19 protein-coding genes and 1 rRNA gene are annotated in these 17,637 nt (G+C 51.6%); 19 read left to right on the top strand and 1 reads right to left on the bottom strand.

All coding sequences use genetic code 11. From position 1 onward, the window contains the following. Positions 1-12: 12 nt before the first annotated feature. The 7 genes from EDM58_RS09590 to pabA all read left to right on the top strand — a co-directional run bounded on the left by EDM58_RS09590 (position 13) and on the right by pabA (position 7,358). Entirely contained in the window at positions 13-972 is a 960-nt protein-coding gene (locus EDM58_RS09590; RefSeq protein WP_122913154.1) for an ABC transporter ATP-binding protein, read from the top strand. A 227-nt stretch (positions 973-1,199) separates the two neighbouring features. Beyond that, the gene (locus tag EDM58_RS09595; protein WP_122913155.1) at positions 1,200-2,144 is read left to right on the top strand and encodes a sigma-70 family RNA polymerase sigma factor; all 945 of its coding nucleotides are present in this window, start codon (positions 1,200-1,202) and stop codon (positions 2,142-2,144) included. A gap of 177 nt (positions 2,145-2,321) precedes the next feature. Further along, positions 2,322-3,194 carry an Hsp33 family molecular chaperone HslO gene (hslO, locus tag EDM58_RS09600; RefSeq protein ID WP_122913156.1) on the top strand — a complete coding sequence of 291 codons (873 nt, stop codon included), beginning with the start codon at positions 2,322-2,324 and terminating at the stop codon, positions 3,192-3,194. Positions 3,195-3,221: 27 nt separating this feature from the next. Then, on the top strand, positions 3,222-4,121 hold the full coding sequence (locus EDM58_RS09605; protein ID WP_122913157.1) for a peptidyl-prolyl cis-trans isomerase: 900 nt from the start codon (positions 3,222-3,224) through the stop codon (positions 4,119-4,121). A gap of 78 nt (positions 4,122-4,199) precedes the next feature. Next, positions 4,200-5,132 carry a cysteine synthase A gene (gene cysK, locus EDM58_RS09610; RefSeq protein ID WP_122913158.1) on the top strand — a complete coding sequence of 311 codons (933 nt, stop codon included), beginning with the start codon at positions 4,200-4,202 and terminating at the stop codon, positions 5,130-5,132. Between the two features lie 124 nt (positions 5,133-5,256). Beyond that, complete coding sequence (locus EDM58_RS09615) at positions 5,257-6,771, top strand: anthranilate synthase component I family protein (RefSeq protein ID WP_122913170.1); 1,515 nt, start codon at positions 5,257-5,259, stop codon at positions 6,769-6,771. Beyond that, positions 6,768-7,358 (top strand): aminodeoxychorismate/anthranilate synthase component II, encoded by a 591-nt coding sequence (gene pabA, locus EDM58_RS09620; protein WP_122913159.1) that lies wholly within the window; start codon positions 6,768-6,770, stop codon positions 7,356-7,358. The genes EDM58_RS09615 and pabA overlap by 4 nt, the downstream gene beginning before the upstream one ends. A 147-nt stretch (positions 7,359-7,505) precedes the next feature. Here the strand turns inward: pabA and EDM58_RS09625 are convergent, their stop codons facing one another. Continuing rightward, positions 7,506-7,847, bottom strand: a complete 342-nt coding sequence (locus EDM58_RS09625; RefSeq protein WP_122913160.1) for a YmaF family protein — start codon at positions 7,845-7,847, stop codon at positions 7,506-7,508. Between the two features lie 222 nt (positions 7,848-8,069). On the opposite strand from EDM58_RS09625, the gene EDM58_RS09630 reads away from it, so the two are divergent. The 12 genes from EDM58_RS09630 to EDM58_RS09685 all read left to right on the top strand — a co-directional run. Beyond that, positions 8,070-9,707 carry a PhoX family protein gene (locus EDM58_RS09630; RefSeq protein WP_122913161.1) on the top strand — a complete coding sequence of 546 codons (1,638 nt, stop codon included), beginning with the start codon at positions 8,070-8,072 and terminating at the stop codon, positions 9,705-9,707. A gap of 18 nt (positions 9,708-9,725) precedes the next feature. Continuing rightward, on the top strand, positions 9,726-9,929 hold the full coding sequence (locus EDM58_RS09635) for a twin-arginine translocase TatA/TatE family subunit (RefSeq protein ID WP_023558807.1): 204 nt from the start codon (positions 9,726-9,728) through the stop codon (positions 9,927-9,929). A gap of 7 nt (positions 9,930-9,936) precedes the next feature. Further along, on the top strand, positions 9,937-10,647 hold the full coding sequence (gene tatC / locus EDM58_RS09640) for a twin-arginine translocase subunit TatC (RefSeq protein ID WP_246000643.1): 711 nt from the start codon (positions 9,937-9,939) through the stop codon (positions 10,645-10,647). A 47-nt stretch (positions 10,648-10,694) separates the two neighbouring features. Beyond that, entirely contained in the window at positions 10,695-11,540 is an 846-nt protein-coding gene (pabC, locus tag EDM58_RS09645) for an aminodeoxychorismate lyase (protein WP_122913162.1), read from the top strand. Positions 11,541-11,594: 54 nt separating this feature from the next. Then, the gene (gene folP, locus EDM58_RS09650) at positions 11,595-12,782 is read left to right on the top strand and encodes a dihydropteroate synthase (protein WP_122913163.1); all 1,188 of its coding nucleotides are present in this window, start codon (positions 11,595-11,597) and stop codon (positions 12,780-12,782) included. Next, positions 12,775-13,143 (top strand): dihydroneopterin aldolase, encoded by a 369-nt coding sequence (folB, locus tag EDM58_RS09655; RefSeq protein WP_122913164.1) that lies wholly within the window; start codon positions 12,775-12,777, stop codon positions 13,141-13,143. The genes folP and folB overlap by 8 nt, the downstream gene beginning before the upstream one ends. Beyond that, on the top strand, positions 13,143-13,673 hold the full coding sequence (folK, locus tag EDM58_RS09660) for a 2-amino-4-hydroxy-6-hydroxymethyldihydropteridine diphosphokinase (RefSeq protein WP_122913165.1): 531 nt from the start codon (positions 13,143-13,145) through the stop codon (positions 13,671-13,673). The genes folB and folK overlap by 1 nt, the downstream gene beginning before the upstream one ends. Further along, positions 13,625-13,837 carry a helix-turn-helix domain-containing protein gene (locus EDM58_RS09665; protein ID WP_031306174.1) on the top strand — a complete coding sequence of 71 codons (213 nt, stop codon included), beginning with the start codon at positions 13,625-13,627 and terminating at the stop codon, positions 13,835-13,837. The genes folK and EDM58_RS09665 overlap by 49 nt, the downstream gene beginning before the upstream one ends. A 77-nt stretch (positions 13,838-13,914) precedes the next feature. Beyond that, the gene (dusB, locus tag EDM58_RS09670) at positions 13,915-14,943 is read left to right on the top strand and encodes a tRNA dihydrouridine synthase DusB (RefSeq protein WP_122913166.1); all 1,029 of its coding nucleotides are present in this window, start codon (positions 13,915-13,917) and stop codon (positions 14,941-14,943) included. Between the two features lie 205 nt (positions 14,944-15,148). Then, positions 15,149-15,625 (top strand): transcription elongation factor GreA, encoded by a 477-nt coding sequence (gene greA / locus EDM58_RS09675; RefSeq protein ID WP_023558794.1) that lies wholly within the window; start codon positions 15,149-15,151, stop codon positions 15,623-15,625. Between the two features lie 107 nt (positions 15,626-15,732). Then, positions 15,733-17,256: a lysine--tRNA ligase gene (gene lysS / locus EDM58_RS09680; protein WP_122913167.1), complete on the top strand. Its 1,524-nt coding sequence runs from the start codon at positions 15,733-15,735 to the stop codon at positions 17,254-17,256. Positions 17,257-17,574: 318 nt separating this feature from the next. After that, positions 17,575-17,637 (top strand): 16S ribosomal RNA (locus EDM58_RS09685); the annotation flags it as partial.

Raw genomic sequence — 17,637 nt, forward strand, 5'->3', positions numbered from 1 at the left:
GGGGAGTGACCCATGCAGAAAAAGCCACTAGTACAAGTAAAAAACCTGACGAAAACCTTCCATTTGGGAAAAGGAATGTCACTCAAGGCGGCAGACCAGGTTTCTTTCGAGATCTATGAAGGTGAGACGCTGGGGCTGGTGGGCGAGTCCGGCTGCGGCAAGTCTACGACGGGACGGACGATTATCGGCTTGTATCAGCCGACGTCGGGCGAGGTGATTTTCGACGGGCTGAACGTCCATCAAGCGTCCGGCCAGGAGCGAATCAAACTCACACGCAATATGCAGATGATTTTTCAGGACCCGTACGCCTCGTTGAACCCGCGAATGAATATCTCGGAAATCATCTCCGAGGGCATGGCGCTAAACGGCCTATATAAAGGAAAGGAAAGAGCCGAGCGCGTCATCGAGCTGTTGGAAATGGTCGGTTTGCAAAAGGAGCATGCCCACCGTTTTCCCCACGAGTTCAGTGGCGGTCAACGGCAGCGGATCGGGATTGCACGTGCCTTGGCAGTCAATCCGCGCTTCATTATTGCGGATGAGCCGATTTCGGCCTTGGACGTATCGGTCCAGGCGCAGGTCGTCAATCTGATGAAAAATCTGCAGCGGGAGCAAAAGCTCACCTACTTGTTTATTGCGCACGACTTGGCGATGGTCAAACACATCAGTGATCGGATCGGCGTCATGTATCTGGGCAATCTGGTAGAGATGACGGAAAGTGAGCAGCTTTACGACAAGCCTTTGCATCCATACACGCAGGCGTTGCTGTCGGCCATCCCGGTACCTGACCCTGATCTGGAGAAAAGCCGCGAGCGGATGATTATCGAAGGTGACGTACCAAGTCCGATCAATCCTCCCAGCGGTTGTGTTTTCCGCACGCGGTGTCCAGTAGCCAAGGAAGTGTGCGCGCAGCAAAAACCGACATGGCAGGAAGTAGAGAAAAACCATTTTGTCGCTTGCCATATTTATCAGTAGATTCATGACAATATCCGACAATTTGCACGAGCTATCCCGCATTGGAGAGGATAGCTTTTTTGTGTGGAAAATGGCAGCACTACCAACTATTCATATCGCGAGTTCTGTTAATATTCTGTTAAAAGGCAGGAATCAGCCTGCCTTTGTCGAATTACGTTATAGATAAAGAGAAAAAAATCAAGCCTGCCTTCATCATGTATCTCAATCCAGAGAAATGAGGGTTGCATATGAACGTGAGTACGTCTTCCTTCCATACTACCCCCCGGCGCTGGCGGGAGGTTGAGTCACAGTTGGGCATCGTCGTGCCAAAATCACTTCGGTCCGATACATCTGCCTTGTTGTTTCTGGAAAGCGTCGCTGCAACACCCATGTTGGACAAAGAAGAAGAGTTAGCATGTTTGATCCGTTATCAAGAAAAAGGCGACCTGGAAGCCCGTGAGACCCTGGTGCGAGCCTATTTGCGCTACGTCGTAAATACAGCGCTGCGTCATCTGCGCCGAGGCATGCCATTCCTCGATCTGATCCAGGAAGGCACGATCGGCTTATTTACAGCGATCGAGAAATTTGATGTCAGTCGGGGCGTTCGCCTCTACCACTACTCACACTGGTGGATCTCCCAGGCAATTACCCGCGCGATTAATGACAAGGGAAATCTGATCCGCATCCCTGTCCATATGCATGAACAAATTCGACAATATCAAAAGCAAGTCCTTAGCTTGGTTCATCTGCTCAATCGGATGCCGGATCGTTTTGAAATTTCTCATATGCTGGACATTCCGCTGGAGAAGGTTGATGCGATCGAATATGCGCTGATGCTCAAGCTGGAGTCCATCGATGATGAGTTGGATGGGACACAGCATTTGGCTGAGCAGGAGGAAGAGACGCTCAGTTACGCGGAAATTGTCGACGACGGTGAATCCTCCCTCGACGATTGGATCGAAAAGGTGGATCTGCGTGTACAAATGCAGGCTGCACTGGAGAGGCTCAATCCGCGGGCGCAGGAGATTATCGCCATGCGTTACGGCTTGTACGACGACCAGGTGTATACGCTTGAAGAAGTGGGCAAGATGTTCGGCCTGACCCGAGAGCGCATCCGCCAGATCGAAGCCACGACAATAGACCGATTGCGTACGCAAAAAGCAGCGCTCGTTTTAAAAGATTATTTAAGCTAAGGCAGAACCGGACACGCACGTCCCTCGCTAACCACGGGGGACTTTTTATATGGAAAAAACAGATCGTTCATAGGTGAAGAAAGTGTCGAAGGTGGCGTAGCAAATGGAGTGATGTGGTAAACTGGTTAATGCATAAAGCAGATAGAAGGATATTGATATGAGACAAGGAGGATCGCAATGAGCGATTATATGATACGAGCTACCGGTTTCAAAGGACATGTGCGTGCGTTTGCGGCACGTACGACAGGGATTGTCGAAGAGATGCGCCGCCGCCACGACATGTGGAATACAGCGACTGCAGCAGCGGGACGTACACTCACAACCACTTTAATGATGGGGGCAATGTTAAAAGGAAATGAAAGCCTCTCCGTCAAAATAAAAGGGGGAGGTCCGATCGGGCAAATCGTCGCGGAAGCCAACGCCCATGGAGAAGGTGTCGCCTATGTGACCAATCCACACGTTCATTTTGACTTAAACGAGAAAGGCAAGCTGGATGTGAAGCGGGCAGTAGGAACGGACGGCTTCGTCTACGTCACGAAAGACCTCGGACTGAAGGAACCGTACCAGGGAAGCTCTCCGATCGTATCTGGCGAGATTGGCGAGGATTTTACCTACTACTTCGTGGTCTCCGAGCAGACGCCATCCGCTGTGGGCGTAGGAGTGCTGGTCAATCCTGAAGACCGCTCCGTTTTGGCGGCAGGAGGCTTTATTCTGCAATTGCTGCCAGCCACACCAGACGATGTTGTGGCACAAATTGAGGAGCGCCTGGCTCAACTGCCGCAAGTGTCCCGCATGATCGGGGAAGGGCTGTCACCGGAAGAGATCCTGGGCAAAGTTTTGGATGAGCCCAAAATCTTGAGCCGGACTGAAATCCACTTCCGCTGCGACTGCTCCGAACAAAAAGTGGTCAGAGCGTTGATCAGCATGGGGAAAGAAGAGATGGACAGCATAATTGCCGAAGAGGGAGAAGCAGAAGTTCACTGCCATTTTTGCAATGAACGGTATCATTTTGACAAGTCCGCGTTGGAGGACATCAAGAGGGACATGTAGGCGCGGCACTCCGAAGGGGAGGATGACATGACCAATGGAAAAGGGTTGTGGACATTCGTCGGTGCACTAGTGGTGCTTTTATTGGTGGTGACATGGTCGTGGGCCCAGTCTTCAAAGCTGAAGACGGCTGCTGTCGTCGGGGAGAAGACGATCACGGATGCCGAATGGGTAGCTGCCTTGAAGGAAAAGTACGGTCAGCAGGTTCTGCAGGATATGATCAATCGGGAAGTGGTGTTTCAGGAGGCACAACGCCTCGGCGTATCGGTCAATCCCGATAGGCTGAAAAAGGAACTGGAACAAATTCGCGAAAGCTACGGAAGCCAGACCGATGAGGAATTTGAGCAGGCATTGAAGAAGCAGGCCGGAACCACTGTCGAGGCGCTTACCAGGGAGATCACCTACCAACTGTTGCTGCGTGAACTGGCGACCCAGGAGGTAACCGTCTCGGAAGAACAGATACAGGCCTTCTATCATAATAATCCCGAGCGATTTGTCCAGCCTTTGCAGGTGCATCTCAGGCAGATCGCGGTGGCGTCCAGGGAGGAAGCAGATCGAGTGCTGGCAGAGCTCAAACAAGGCGCCAACTTTCAGACCTTGGCAAAGGAGCGCTCGATCGATGCCGCCAGCGCAGCAACAGGCGGGAACATGGGGTGGGTCACTCTGGAAAAGTCAGATCTGACGGACGAAGCGAAAAAGCTGTTGGCTGATTTGAAGCAGGGAACAGTAAGCTCTCCCATCAAGCAAGAAGAGGAGTACGTCATCTACCAGGTCGTGGAGCGCAGGGAAGCAAAACAGCTTACGTACGATCAGGTCAAAGGCGAATTGCGCGAAGAGATCGCCTTCGCCCAAGTGGAATCGCTGGATGCGATATTGGAACGCTTGCGGGAATCAGCAGGCGTCGAGACAAATGGGCAAATGCCGCATTGACCATTTGGGCGGCGATTGCTATAATAAGACCTATAAAACCTAGTATTTTACTCGGCAATTAAAGGGGAGGAATGACACGTGCGTGTGGCCAATTCCATCACAGATCTGATCGGTTATACACCATTGGTAAAATTAAATCGAGTCGTCACCGAAGATATGGCAAACGTCTACCTGAAATTGGAATTTTTCAACCCGGGAAGCAGTGTTAAAGATCGTATCGCTCTCGCTATGATCGAAGCAGCAGAAGCAGAAGGAAAGCTAAAGCCAGGGGCGACGATCATTGAACCGACGAGCGGAAACACCGGGATTGGCCTGGCGATGGTCGCAGCCGCCAAAGGCTATCGCGCGATTTTGGTCATGCCCGAGACGATGAGTATGGAGCGGCGCAATTTGCTGCGTGCCTACGGAGCGGAACTGGTGCTGACACCAGGCAGTGAAGGCATGGGCGGCGCAATCCGCAAAGCGGAGGAGCTGGCGCGCGAGAACGACAATTACTTCATTCCCCAACAGTTTAACAACCCTGCCAATCCTGCGATACACCGCGAGACTACAGGGCGGGAACTGCTGGAACAAGCTGCGCAGATCGGCGGCGTAGACGCATTCATTTCCGGTATCGGGACGGGCGGAACGATTACAGGTGCCGGTCAGGTGCTGCGCGAGCAATATCCGGACGTCAAGATCGTAGCTGTAGAACCAGCGGCATCCCCTGTCTTGTCGGGCGGAAAGCCAGGACCGCACAAGATCCAGGGAATCGGTGCCGGCTTCGTGCCAGAAATTCTGGATACGGACATCTACAACGAAATCATTGCCGTTGAAAATGAAGATGCGTTTGAGACCGCTCGCCGTGTAGCTCGCCAGGAAGGGATTCTTGGAGGGATCTCTTCCGGTGCAGCTATTTACGCCGGACTGAAAGTAGCGGCACAGCTTGGCAAAGGGAAAAACGTGATTGTCGTCATTCCTAGCAATGGGGAACGCTATCTTTCCACACCGCTTTACCAGTTTGAAGATTAATCGAATTCGAATACGGCCACATCGGGCTTTTTTGCGAGCCTGGATGTGGTCATTTCTTTTTGTACGGGAAGAGGATATAATTTACGGGCATAAGACTCGTTAAAGCGGAGCGTGAAAAGCCATGATCTTTCCTATCTATGCTGATTGTCTGACCTATTCCCGATCCTACCCATACGTCCCATTGGCGGTACGTGTTCCATGGCCCAGCCAGGTGGACCCGTGGCATGTGCTGCAAACCCTGCAGCCGTCTTTGCAAGACGCCGTTCTGTTGGAAAGCGGACGAGCAGGCAGGTACAGCTTCTTGGCTTTTCAGCCCGTGGCGACATTGAAAAGCAAGCAGGGAAGCACCGTTCTGATTGATCCGAATGGACAGGTGGCCGATGTAGCGGCAACTGACCCCTTGGAGGCCTTGCGAGCAGTATTGAGCCAATATCGTACCCCTGCCATCCCCGAGTTGCCCGATTTTTCCGGAGGCGCGGTCGGATATATGAGCTACGAGATGAACCGTTTTTTTGAACCAACCTTGCTGCAGTCTGCTGCAGATGACTTACAGCTCCCCGATCTCTATGTTATGATTATGAAAGATTTGATAGCCTTTGATCATGAACGCAGGGAAATCATCTGTCTGACCCATCTGGCATCCGATCAAATGACCGAGGAGTCCTATTACGAAGCCGTCCATCGTCTAAGACAGCGCGCCGAGCTGCTGACTGAACTGGCTGTGGGAGAGGACGGTACGGATTGGGAGAACATGCGCAAGCTGCCGATACAGGCATCTGCTCCTGCGGATGTATCCTGGCAGCAGGCGGAGTTCGAGGAAGCCGTGAGACGCGTCCAAGCCTACATCTCACAGGGAGATGTGTTCCAGGTCAATCTGTCCGTACGTCAAAGCAAACCGATCCAGGTGGCAGCCCCAGAAGTCTACAGCGTGTTGCGCAAGCTGAATCCCTCTCCTTACATGGGGTACCTCAACTTTCCGGAATTTCAGTTGGTGAGCGCCTCGCCTGAATTGTTGATCAAGGTAAAGGGCAGGGAGGTACACACCCGACCGATCGCCGGGACCCGACCGCGCGGCCAAAACGACGCAGAAGACCAGGAATTGGCGCGTGAACTGATCGACAACGAAAAGGAACGTGCCGAGCATGTGATGCTGGTCGATCTGGAGCGAAACGACATCGGACGTGTATGCCGGTATGGCAGCGTGGAGGTCAGCGAGTTTATGGTCGTCGAAAAGTACTCTCATGTCATGCACATAGTATCGCATGTGCAGGGGGAGTTGGCTGACGGTAGGGATGCGTTCGATGCTGTAGCGGCTGCTTTTCCCGGGGGAACCATCACAGGCGCGCCAAAGGTCAGAACGATGGAGATCATCGATGAGCTGGAGCCCGTCCGAAGAGGCGTCTACACAGGCTCGATCGGTTGGTTTGGGTTCAACGGAGATGTCGAGCTGAACATCGCGATCCGCACCATGGTAGTCAAGGACGGCTTGGCGCATGTACAGGCTGGAGCGGGAATTGTGATCGACTCTGTGCCAGAGGCAGAGTATGCGGAGTCATTGAAAAAGGCAGAAGCATTGTGGAAAGCACTTGAGTGGAGCGAGCAGAGCAAGAAGAGACGAGAGGAGACGAGTGTACGATGATTTTGATGATTGATAATTACGATTCTTTTACCTACAACCTGGTCCAGTACGTAGGAGAGCTGGGTGAGGAGCTTCAGGTGTATCGCAATGACAAGATTACGCTGGAAGAGATCGAGCGATTGAATCCTGACTACCTGATGATTTCTCCCGGACCATGCACTCCCAACGAAGCGGGGATCAGTATGGAAGCGATTCGCCATTTTGCCGGAAAAATCCCGATCTTGGGCGTTTGTCTGGGGCATCAATCCATTGGGCAGGTATTCGGCGGAAAAGTTGTTCGCTCGAAGCGGCTTATGCATGGCAAAACATCAGATGTGTTTCATGATGGCAAAACCATTTTTCAAGGCATTCCTTCGCCGTTTACGGCAGCGCGCTACCATTCGCTGCTCGTGGAGGAGGTATCGCTGCCAGATGAGCTGGAAGTGACCGCCCGTACGGCGGAAGGGGAAATTATGGCGGTTCGCCACCGCGATTACCCGATCGAGGGGGTCCAGTTTCACCCTGAATCGATCATCACTCAGCATGGCAAGCAGCTATTGAAGAATTTCCTCACCGCCTATGAGCGCAAAGCCAGCACAATCGGATGATCGGATAAAGAATTGCATCATATAAGAAGCAGACCGTCTGGATGATCAGGCGGTTTTTTATTTGCGGAGAGAGTGAAAGGTTCATCGAGTGTTTTGCCAGGCTACTGAGTACAACTATCAATAGCCTGGCTGCATGAAGCTCTGATTTTACAGAAATGCCTCACTGGTATAACCCCGGTAGGAATGAGTGTGACCGTCATCATACGTGGTTCGCCCCGAAAACTCATGGTAATGGTTTCCGTCCGGCAAGGGAATAGGCGGACCCGTCCAGCCGCTGTAGTAATGCACATGTCCATCATCATACGAAGTAGTGCCTTCATAATAATGGACATGCTGATTCTCCGCACCTTCTGGAGGCGACGTTCTCCCCCGCATTCGGTGACGGTGCCGCTCACTGACACTCGTGTTTGTATCATAATCGTGAAGATGGCCTGGAGTATCGACAATTCTTACAAAGCGCAACGAGTGGCTATGCTCTTTTTTCAACATAAAACCCTCCTTTCGACCTCCCTATCCTTGAACACAATGTATTTCTATGTGTATACCCATTCCGCGGAGTGGGTTCCCGCCTAACATACGGCAATGAAATTCGCCCATTTCTTGAATCCATTATTTACACTTTCTTTATAGGGAATTAACGCTCCTTTGATGTCGCTTCTGTACCATCGAATTAGGATGAGATACAGAACCAAGAAAAAGGGAGCGATGAAAATGGACGTCAATCGTCGGCAATTTTTGACTTACCTGGGAGCGGGAACAGCAGCATTGGCTTCGCTGGCTACAGGGATTCCAGCTTTGGCGGCGGGACCACTTTCCGGCAGAACAGCGGATCACTTGTTTGGATTGGAGACCAAACCGAGCCATTTCAATCCGAAATTTTCGCCGATTCAACCTACGACCAAGGATGATGTTGTCTTGCCAAAAGGCTACACCTACGATGTCGTCGCTTCTTATGGCGATGTAATCAACCCTGCGGGCGATACGTTCGGCTTCAACAACGACTTTACTTGTTTTCTGCCGATCGACGGCAACCCCGAGCATGGCTTGCTGTGGGTGAACCATGAATACTTGGGCGAGCTGGAATACTACGTGAACGGCTACGACTATCTCGGCGCTGATGCAGAAGACAACAAGCGTACGCCTGAGCAAATCCAGAAGTACCTGTACGCTTTGGGTGGCTCGGTCATTGAAATCAAAAAACAGAACGGCAAATGGAAGCTCGTCTCTGATTCTACATACGGCAGACGTGTCAGCGGCTTGACCAAGCATGTGCTGACAGGACCTGCAGCGGGCATCGCCAAGGAGGTAACCGGGACCTTCGCCAACTGCTCCGGCGGCGTAACCTTGTGGAACACTATCCTCTCCTGCGAGGAAAACTATATGGATGTCGTGGGAGATTGCAAGCTGGAGGATGCCAGACATTACGGCTGGGTGGTAGAAGTCGATCCGTTCGATCCCAAATCCACTCCGAAAAAGCATACGGCACTCGGTCGCTTCTCGCATGAAAATACGGCAATGGTCTTGGCCTCCACAGGACAGCTGGTCGTCTATATGGGGGATGACGCGCGAGACCAGTACGTGTACAAATACGTCTCCAAAGGAAAGTATGATCCCAAGGCTGGCAAGGCCAACTCCAGACTGCTGGAAGATGGCACCCTGTATGTCGCCAACTTTGGAAAAGGCACCTGGATTTCGCTGGATCTGGCTACCAATGAAGCATTGCAAAAGGCAGCCAAGGACGGAAAGCCTTTGTTTGCTTCCCAGGCAGATGTTCTGATCAATTGTCGCGACGCAGCGAAGGCAGTGGGTGCTACGCCGATGGATCGTCCAGAGGACCTGGAAGTCCACCCGATCGATGGTTCCGTGTTTATCGCGCTGACAAACAACAGCAGCCACGGCAATTTTTACGGTCAAATCGTGCGTCTGTTCGAAAAAGACAATCAGCATGCCGGGGAAGAATTCACCTTTGAAATCTTCGCAACAGGTGGTCCGCAAAGCGGCTTCTCCGCACCGGACAACATGGCCTTTGACAGCGCCGGCAATCTGTGGGTCGTGACAGACATCTCTTCTTCGTCCACCAATACGGGAATCTATCAGTCTTTTGGCAACAATGGTGTATTTTTCATTCCGACAGCGGGAGAGAATAAGGGTGTAGCCGTTCAATTCGCTTCTGGCCCGGTCGGTTCGGAAATGACGGGACCTTGGTTCACGCCGGATGAGAAAACCTTGTTCCTTGCAGTCCAGCATCCGGGAGAAAATCTCAAGTCATACGACAAGCCGACCAGTCACTGGCCCAAAGGCGGAAATCAAGTAGCTTTGCCTAGCGTGATCGCAATTAACGGGTTCTAGGAGGGAGTGTAGCAGAAGATGTTGTCGAGTATCGGAATTCCTGGGCTCATCTTAATTCTGGTCATTGCGCTGGTCATTTTTGGACCCAGCAAGCTTCCAGAGATTGGCCGTGCCTTTGGCCGTACCTTGACCGAGTTTAAAACAGCGGCCAGGGATTTGACCAAAGACGATGATGCGGATTTGGCGAAAAACGGGGAGGAAACAACAAAACGTGTCAACTAGACAGGAGATGCCTTTTTTGGAGCATCTGACCGATTTGCGCCGCCGCATCATGATAGTGCTGGCCACTTTTCTCGGCAGCCTGGTGCTTTGCTTCCTGTTTGTAGATGCCATCTATCAGGAGCTTGCGCGGCGTTCTGGTGAAAAACTGGCGATTTTGGGGCCCGGCGATATTTTGTCGATCTATGTCAAATTGGCAGCGGTAGGAGCGATTGCGGTGACGATCCCGGTCGCTGCCTACCAGATATGGAAATTCGTCGTACCGGCCTTGCGGGAGCGGGAGAAAAAGGTAGCCTTGATGTACATTCCCGCCCTCTTTATCCTTTTTTTGCTGGGCCTTTCCTTTGCGTATTTCATTTTGTTTCCGATGACGTATCAGTTCGTTCTGGGTCTGTCCAACGGCAATTTTGACCTGGTGATTACAGCCAATGACTACTTTACTTTCATGTTCCATCTCTGCCTGCCGTTTGCCCTGTTGTTCGAAATGCCTGTGATCGTGCTTTTTCTCAGCCATCTGGGCATCGTCAATCCGCATCGGCTGGCGAAAATGCGGAAGCCCGCCTATTTTATCCTCTGTGTGATATCCATTACGATCACGCCGCCGGATTTGCTTTCCGATGTGCTCGTTATCGTGCCGCTGCTGTTTTTGTACGAATGTTCGATCGCCATCTCCCGCTTCATCCATCGCAAGCGCTCGGAGGAGACAGCGCTCACCCCGTAGAATGTATGATATGATGGATGTATTGATCATATCGGGAGAGAACGAACATGTATGTCTATGTAAACGGATCTATCTGCCCTGCTCATGAAGCCGTGGTTTCCGTAATGGACCACGGTTTTTTATACGGAATTGGCTTGTTTGAGACGATGCGCGTGTACGACCGCCAACTGTTTTTGTGGGACCAGCACTACGCCCGGCTGCAATCCGGGCTTTTGGCGTTGCGGATTTCGGCGCCATGGACCTCGGACGAGCTCGCGCAGGCTGTTTTGCAGACCGTAGCTGCCAACGGACTTTCTGATGCCTATGTTCGCCTGAGTGTGACGGCGGGGGAGGAGGGAGTCGGATTGGTAGCGGAGGGCTACGAGCGTCCTTCCTTGTTTATCTTCGTCAAGCCTGTTGCGGCCTTGGCCATCCCCCCTGCACCCAAAAAATTGCTGACTCTAACGCTCGCGCGACAGACCGCGGAAGGGCATCAGCGATTCAAATCCCACAACTATTTGAATAACGCCTTGGCCAAGCAGGAGCTGGGACCGCGCGCAGATGCGGAAGGGTTGTTTTTGACTGCAGATGGGTATGTGGCAGAAGGAATCGTCAGCAATCTCTTTTGGGTAAAGAACAGCTCTCTCTACACTCCTTCGCTTGATACGGGAATTTTGGGCGGTGTCACCAGGCAGCATGTGTTGGAGCTGGCGCATAAGCTCAGCATGCCTGTGGAGCAAGGCAAATACCGCTTGGAAGAATTGTTGGGAGCCGAGGAAGTATTTCTGACCAATTCTGTGCAGGAGATTGTTCCTGTCAGTGAAATAGATGGAAATAAAGTTCCGGTTTGCTATGGGGAGCACACAAGCAAACTGCACCGCGCCTATCGTGAGTCTGTAGCGGGCAACGGCTGACTTATGGTATGCTACTAATCAACATGCCAAGACGGTAAAGGGAGTAATAGAAAGATGAAGTACAATCCATTCCTGATCCAGGCCCAGCACAGGGAACGTGTATCAGAGCTGTCCAAACGCGGAATTGTTTCTCCCCTAGCGGAGCAGTTGGCTCAATATGGTGAGAATATGCTGATCCATTTGGAGGGCCTCACGTGGGAAGAGGCTCATTTTTTGCGTCAAACCATGCAAGCATGCGGAGGAGAAGCCATTTTTTCGGGTCATCCCGGAGATGAGCTGGAAGCCTTGCTTTTGGCTACGCGTTCTCAGTTGGAGCTGGCGCTGCAACGCTTGTCCAACGAGGAGCACAGGATGTATGCGGCAGCGGAGGAGATACGGGAAGCCTTGGCTATGCGCGAACAGCTGGACCGACGCCGCAGGCTGGTATGCGGTCCTCATGTGCTGCCCTTGGGCGAGCGTACGCTGGTGATGGGGATTTTGAATGTCACGCCGGACTCCTTCTCGGACGGTGGACGGTATATAGATTTGGATCAGGCGGTCGCGCAGGCCCGCCATATGGTTGAGGCGGGTGCCGATCTGATTGACATAGGCGGCGAATCGACGCGTCCCGGATCGGAGCCAGTAGATGCGGCAGAGGAGTTGGATCGGGTACTGCCAATTATTCGCGCCCTGTCAGCCGAGCTTCAGGTGCCGCTCTCGATTGACACCTATAAAGCAGAAGTGGCGGATCGGGCGGTACAAGCAGGCGCACATATTATCAATGACATCTGGGGAGCAAAACGGGACAAGCGCATGGCGGAGGTAGCCGCACGCCACCAGGTGCCGATTATTTTGATGCACAATCGGGAAGACCGGAACTATCAGCACTTCTTCGCCAATTTTGTCAAAGACTTGCGTGAATCCGTACAGATTGCGCTCCAGGCAGGGGTGCGCCATGACCAGATCATCCTGGACCCTGGCATCGGATTCGCCAAATCTCTGGAACAAAACCTGGAGACGATGAGAAGGCTGGACGATCTGGTCGGACTTGGTTTTCCTGTCTTGTTGGCGACCTCGCGAAAATCAATGATCGGACATGTCCTGGATCTTCCAGTGGACGAGCGAATGGAAGGAACGGCAGCGACGGTGGCGCTGGGCGTCGCAAAAGGATGCCACATGGTCCGGGTTCATGACGTCAAAGAAATGAAGCGTGTGACCACGATGATGGATGCAATGGTCAAGGGAGGCGTACACGTTGGATAAAATCTACTTCAGCGGCATGTCATTTTACGGATACCACGGTGTTTTTGCAGCGGAGGCAGAGCTGGGACAACGTTTTTATGTCGATCTTGCGCTTTCGGTAGATCTGTCCAAGGCGGGGGCAAGTGATGACCTGAATGATACGATCAATTACGCGGAGATCTTTTCCAGCGTTCAGCAGATTGTGGAGGGGCAGCGATTCAAGCTGGTAGAGGCTTTGACTGCGAATATTGCGGAAAAGCTCCTGCGCCAGTTTCCGCTGGCAGAAGTAAAAGTGAAGGTTACGAAGCCGAACCCGCCGATTAACGGGCATTATGATTCGGTAGCCATCGAGATGACGCGCAAAAGAGAGGATTTTCGCTGATGACAGTTCGCGCTTACCTGGCGCTTGGGTCCAATCTCGGAGATCGTGCGGACCATCTGCAACAAGCGATTGCCCGGTTGGATGCACACCCGGGGATTCGCGTATTGCAGATTTCGGATGTGTACGAGACCGATCCGGTCGGTTATGTGGATCAAGACGCTTTCCTGAATATGGTCATCGCCGTGCAAACAGAGCAGTCTGCTGAGGAATTGTTGACCACCGCACTCTCCGTGGAGCAGGAGCTGGGCCGTGTACGCACCATCCGCTGGGGCCCGCGTACGATTGATATTGACCTGTTGCTCTACGGGGAGAGCAGCATTTCTCTGGAGCATTTGCGCATCCCCCACCCAGAGCTGACAAAACGGGCTTTTGTGCTCGTACCATTGAATGACGTCTGGAAGGGCGGGGCTCTGCCGATTTTCAATCAGACGATTTCTCATTATCTTTCATATTTGTCGGAGGATCAGAAGGGGGTACGAAAGTGGGGAACAATCGACTGGGAAACCGAATCCGGTCCTTCCGAAAATTAAAAGGGTATACGCAGCAAGGACTGGCGGAAAAGCTGGGAGTGTCGCTCTCCTTTGTAGGGTCGTTGGAGCGTGGAACCCGAGTCCCGACGGAGCCAGTTCTGCGGAAGATCGCCAGTACTTTACAAATCGATGTAGAAGAATTATGTGATATAAATAATGCATGATGGAATGGATGGGCTATTCCCTCTCCAGGCAACCGCTCGCATGCGGCGGGTGATTTTGCAGATAGGAGGTTTTATAGATGAAAATCGGTAACATCGAATTAAAAAACAACGTGGTTTTGGCGCCGATGGCAGGGGTCTGCAACCCGGCTTTTCGCTTGATTGCCAAAGAATTTGGCACGGGCTTGGTCTGCGCTGAAATGGTGAGTGACAAAGGAATCGTACACGGCAACAAGAAGACCATGGACATGTTATACGTGGATGAACGGGAAAAACCGCTCAGCTTGCAAATTTTTGGCGGCGACAGGGAGACCCTCGTACAGGCCGCGAAATATGTCGATCAGCATACCAATGCCGACATTATCGACATCAATATGGGGTGTCCTGTGCCGAAAATTACGAGCTGCGATGCGGGAGCGCGTCTATTGCTGGACCCGAACAAGATTTATGAGGTCGTATCGGCTGTCGTCGATGCCGTTGAAAAGCCTGTCACGGTGAAGATGAGACTGGGCTGGGACGAAGAGCATCTGTATGTGTTGGATAATGCGCGAGCTGTAGAAAGAGCCGGTGCCAAGGCGGTTGCCATTCACGGACGCACGCGTGTGCAAATGTACAAGGGACATGCAGACTGGAGCTGGATCGGCAAGGTCAAGGAAGCTGTCTCCATACCGGTGATCGGGAACGGGGATGTCGCCACGCCCGAGGATGCGCGTCGCATGCTTGATACCACCGGCTGCGACGGGGTCATGATCGGACGTGCAGCATTGGGCAATCCGTGGATGCTGTACCGGACGATTCAGTACCTGACTACGGGAGAATTGCCGGGTGAGCCTTCTGTACGGGAAAAAATGGACATTTGCCTGTTGCATGCGGAACGTTTGATTGCCTTGAAGGGGCCGCGCGTAGGCGTGTTGGAAATGCGCAAGCACGCAGCCTGGTATTTGAAAGGCTTGAGGGGCGCTACGCATACCAAGAATTTGATTAATGCAGTGGAGACGGAAGAGGAACTCCGTCGGATTATCAATGATTATGTCGAATGGGTGGAAAACTACGCGGATGATGCGGAGGAACCCCTGGAATCAGCCCGAGAAGAGGCAATTCGCTACTAACACCCAGACATTGACAAGGGTTCCTTCATATCCTATAATATGCCGTAATATCGGGAACCGAGCTGCCAGTTCAACCTGGCAGCTTTACCTATGAATCCTCAAGAGAGTTAGCATTCGACTGTATAATGCATAAAACAACTACATATAATCATTCGTACTTTAACCCAGCACGAATGGAATTATCTATAAACGGGGGAATTGAGTCATGTCTGAAAAAGAAGTGATCTTGACACCAGAAGGGTTAGCAAAGCTAGAACAAGAGCTTGAAGATTTGAAAACGGTTAAACGCAAAGAAGTGGCTGCACGGATTAAAGAAGCGATCAGCTTTGGCGATATCAGTGAGAACTCTGAATACGAGGAAGCGAAAAACGAACAGGCTTTTATCGAGGGACGTATTCTTACACTGGAGAAAATGCTTCGCAACGCACGAATCATCACCAATGAGGACGTAGACACTGGTGTGGTTAGCGTAGGCTCCAAAGTAAGATTGAAAGATCTGGAGTTTGGCGATATTGTGGATTATACAATCGTAGGATCTGCTGAATCTGACCCGATGAACAACAAGATTTCCAACGAGTCTCCAGTAGGGCAAGCACTTTTGGGCAAGGCAAAGGGCGCTGTAGTGGATGTGCAAGTCCCGGCTGGCGTGATTCAGTACGAAATTCTCGATATCTCCCTGTAAGCAGGACTTCCATGGCGTACCTTTTTTATAAAGGTACGCCGTATCGCTATTTAACCCGTCTGCCCAAATTTACTAATTCAGGCATCTTTTAAGAGGAGTGAAAGGTTATGGCAAACGAGCAAGACGTGCAGCAAGGTGAACTGGAACAACAGGAAGGGCTTCATGAGCTGCTTCAAGTGCGTCACGACAAAATGAATCAACTGCGCGAATGGGGATTTGACCCGTTTGGCAAAAAGTTCGCACAAACCCATCATGCCGAGGACATTGTGAAGGCTTATGGCGATAAATCCAAAGAAGAGCTGGAAGCGGAAGAACCAGTCGTCACCATTGCAGGGCGCTTGATGGCCAAGCGCAAAATGGGAAAGGCTAGTTTTGCTCAAGTGCTGGACCGCTCTGGACAGATTCAGATCTACGTGCGTCAGGATACAGTGGGGGAAGAGGCCGCAAAAGTCTTTGACCTCAGTGATATTGGCGATTTGATAGGCGTATCCGGGGTGATCTTCAAGACCAAGACTGGCGAGTTGAGTGTCAAGGCCAAGGAATTGACTTATCTCACCAAGTCGCTGCGTCCGCTGCCAGAGAAATACCACGGTTTAAAAGATATCGAGACCCGTTACCGAAAGCGGTACGTCGATCTAATCGTCAATCCGGAAGTGCGCGAAACTTTTATGACGCGTAGTCGGATTCTTACCTCGATGCGTCGTTATCTGGACAACCTTGGTTATCTGGAAGTAGAGACACCTACTTTGCATGCCATCGCAGGCGGTGCATCTGCTCGTCCGTTTATTACGCACCACAATGCGTTGGACATGCAGTTGTATATGCGCATTGCAATCGAGCTGCATCTGAAACGCCTGATCGTAGGCGGCTTGGAGAAGGTGTATGAGATTGGGCGGGTATATCGCAATGAGGGAATATCCACGCGCCATAATCCCGAGTTCACCATGATTGAGCTGTACGAGGCGTATGCTGACTTCCAGGACATCATGAAGCTGACGGAAGAAATGATTGCCCATATCGCCCAGGACGTGCTGGGTACTATGAAAATCGAGTATCAGGGACATGCCATCGACCTGACGCCACAATGGCGCCGTGTCCACATGGTTGACCTCATCAAGGAAAACCTGGGTGTGGATTTCTGGCAGGAGATGAGTGATGATGAGGCGCGGGCATTGGCCAAGGAGCATGGAGTTACCGTGGAACCTCACCATACGTTTGGCCATGTCGTAAACGAATTCTTTGAGCAGAAACTGGAGCATACGCTGATTCAGCCAACTTTCGTGTATGGTCATCCGGTGGCGATTTCGCCATTGGCTAAGAAAAACGAGCAAGATCCGCGTTTTACGGATCGTTTCGAGTTGTTTATTGTGGCGCGCGAACATGCCAATGCGTTTACAGAGCTGAACGATCCGATCGATCAACGCGAGCGTTTTGAAGCGCAGTTGCTCGAAAAAGAAGCTGGAAATGACGAAGCGCATGACATGGATGAGGATTTTATTGAAGCGCTGGAGTACGGCATGCCGCCTACCGGGGGTCTGGGGATCGGAATTGACCGACTGGTTATGCTGTTGACGAACTCGCCATCCATTCGTGATGTACTGCTTTTCCCGCATATGCGTGCTCGTGACTAAATGAAAAGAAGAATCATGAATGATGCTGATAGAAAGCCGCTTGAATTTTTTTAAGCGGCTTTTAATTTTTTTACTTGCATTGAATTTGTATACGTGATATATTATTTCTTGCTCGCCGATGACGAGGTTGTTCGCGTCAGATGGTTGAGTGATCGAGAGAATGCTGAATATATAGCTTTGAAAAAAAGGTGTTGACAGCACAGTGGTCGCGTGATATTATTAAGAGGTTGTTGTGAAAATGCTCTTTGAAAACTGAACAGCGAAAGCGTTGATGAGTCTATCATTAATGATTTGCCAGCTTTGAACCAGAAACAAACTTTATTGGAGAGTTTGATCCTGGCTCAGGACGAACGCTGGCGGCGTGCCTAATACATGCAAGTC

It is taken from the genome of Brevibacillus panacihumi, from assembly GCF_003710985.1.
In the GTDB taxonomy this organism is placed as follows: Bacteria; Bacillota; Bacilli; order Brevibacillales; family Brevibacillaceae; genus Brevibacillus; species Brevibacillus panacihumi.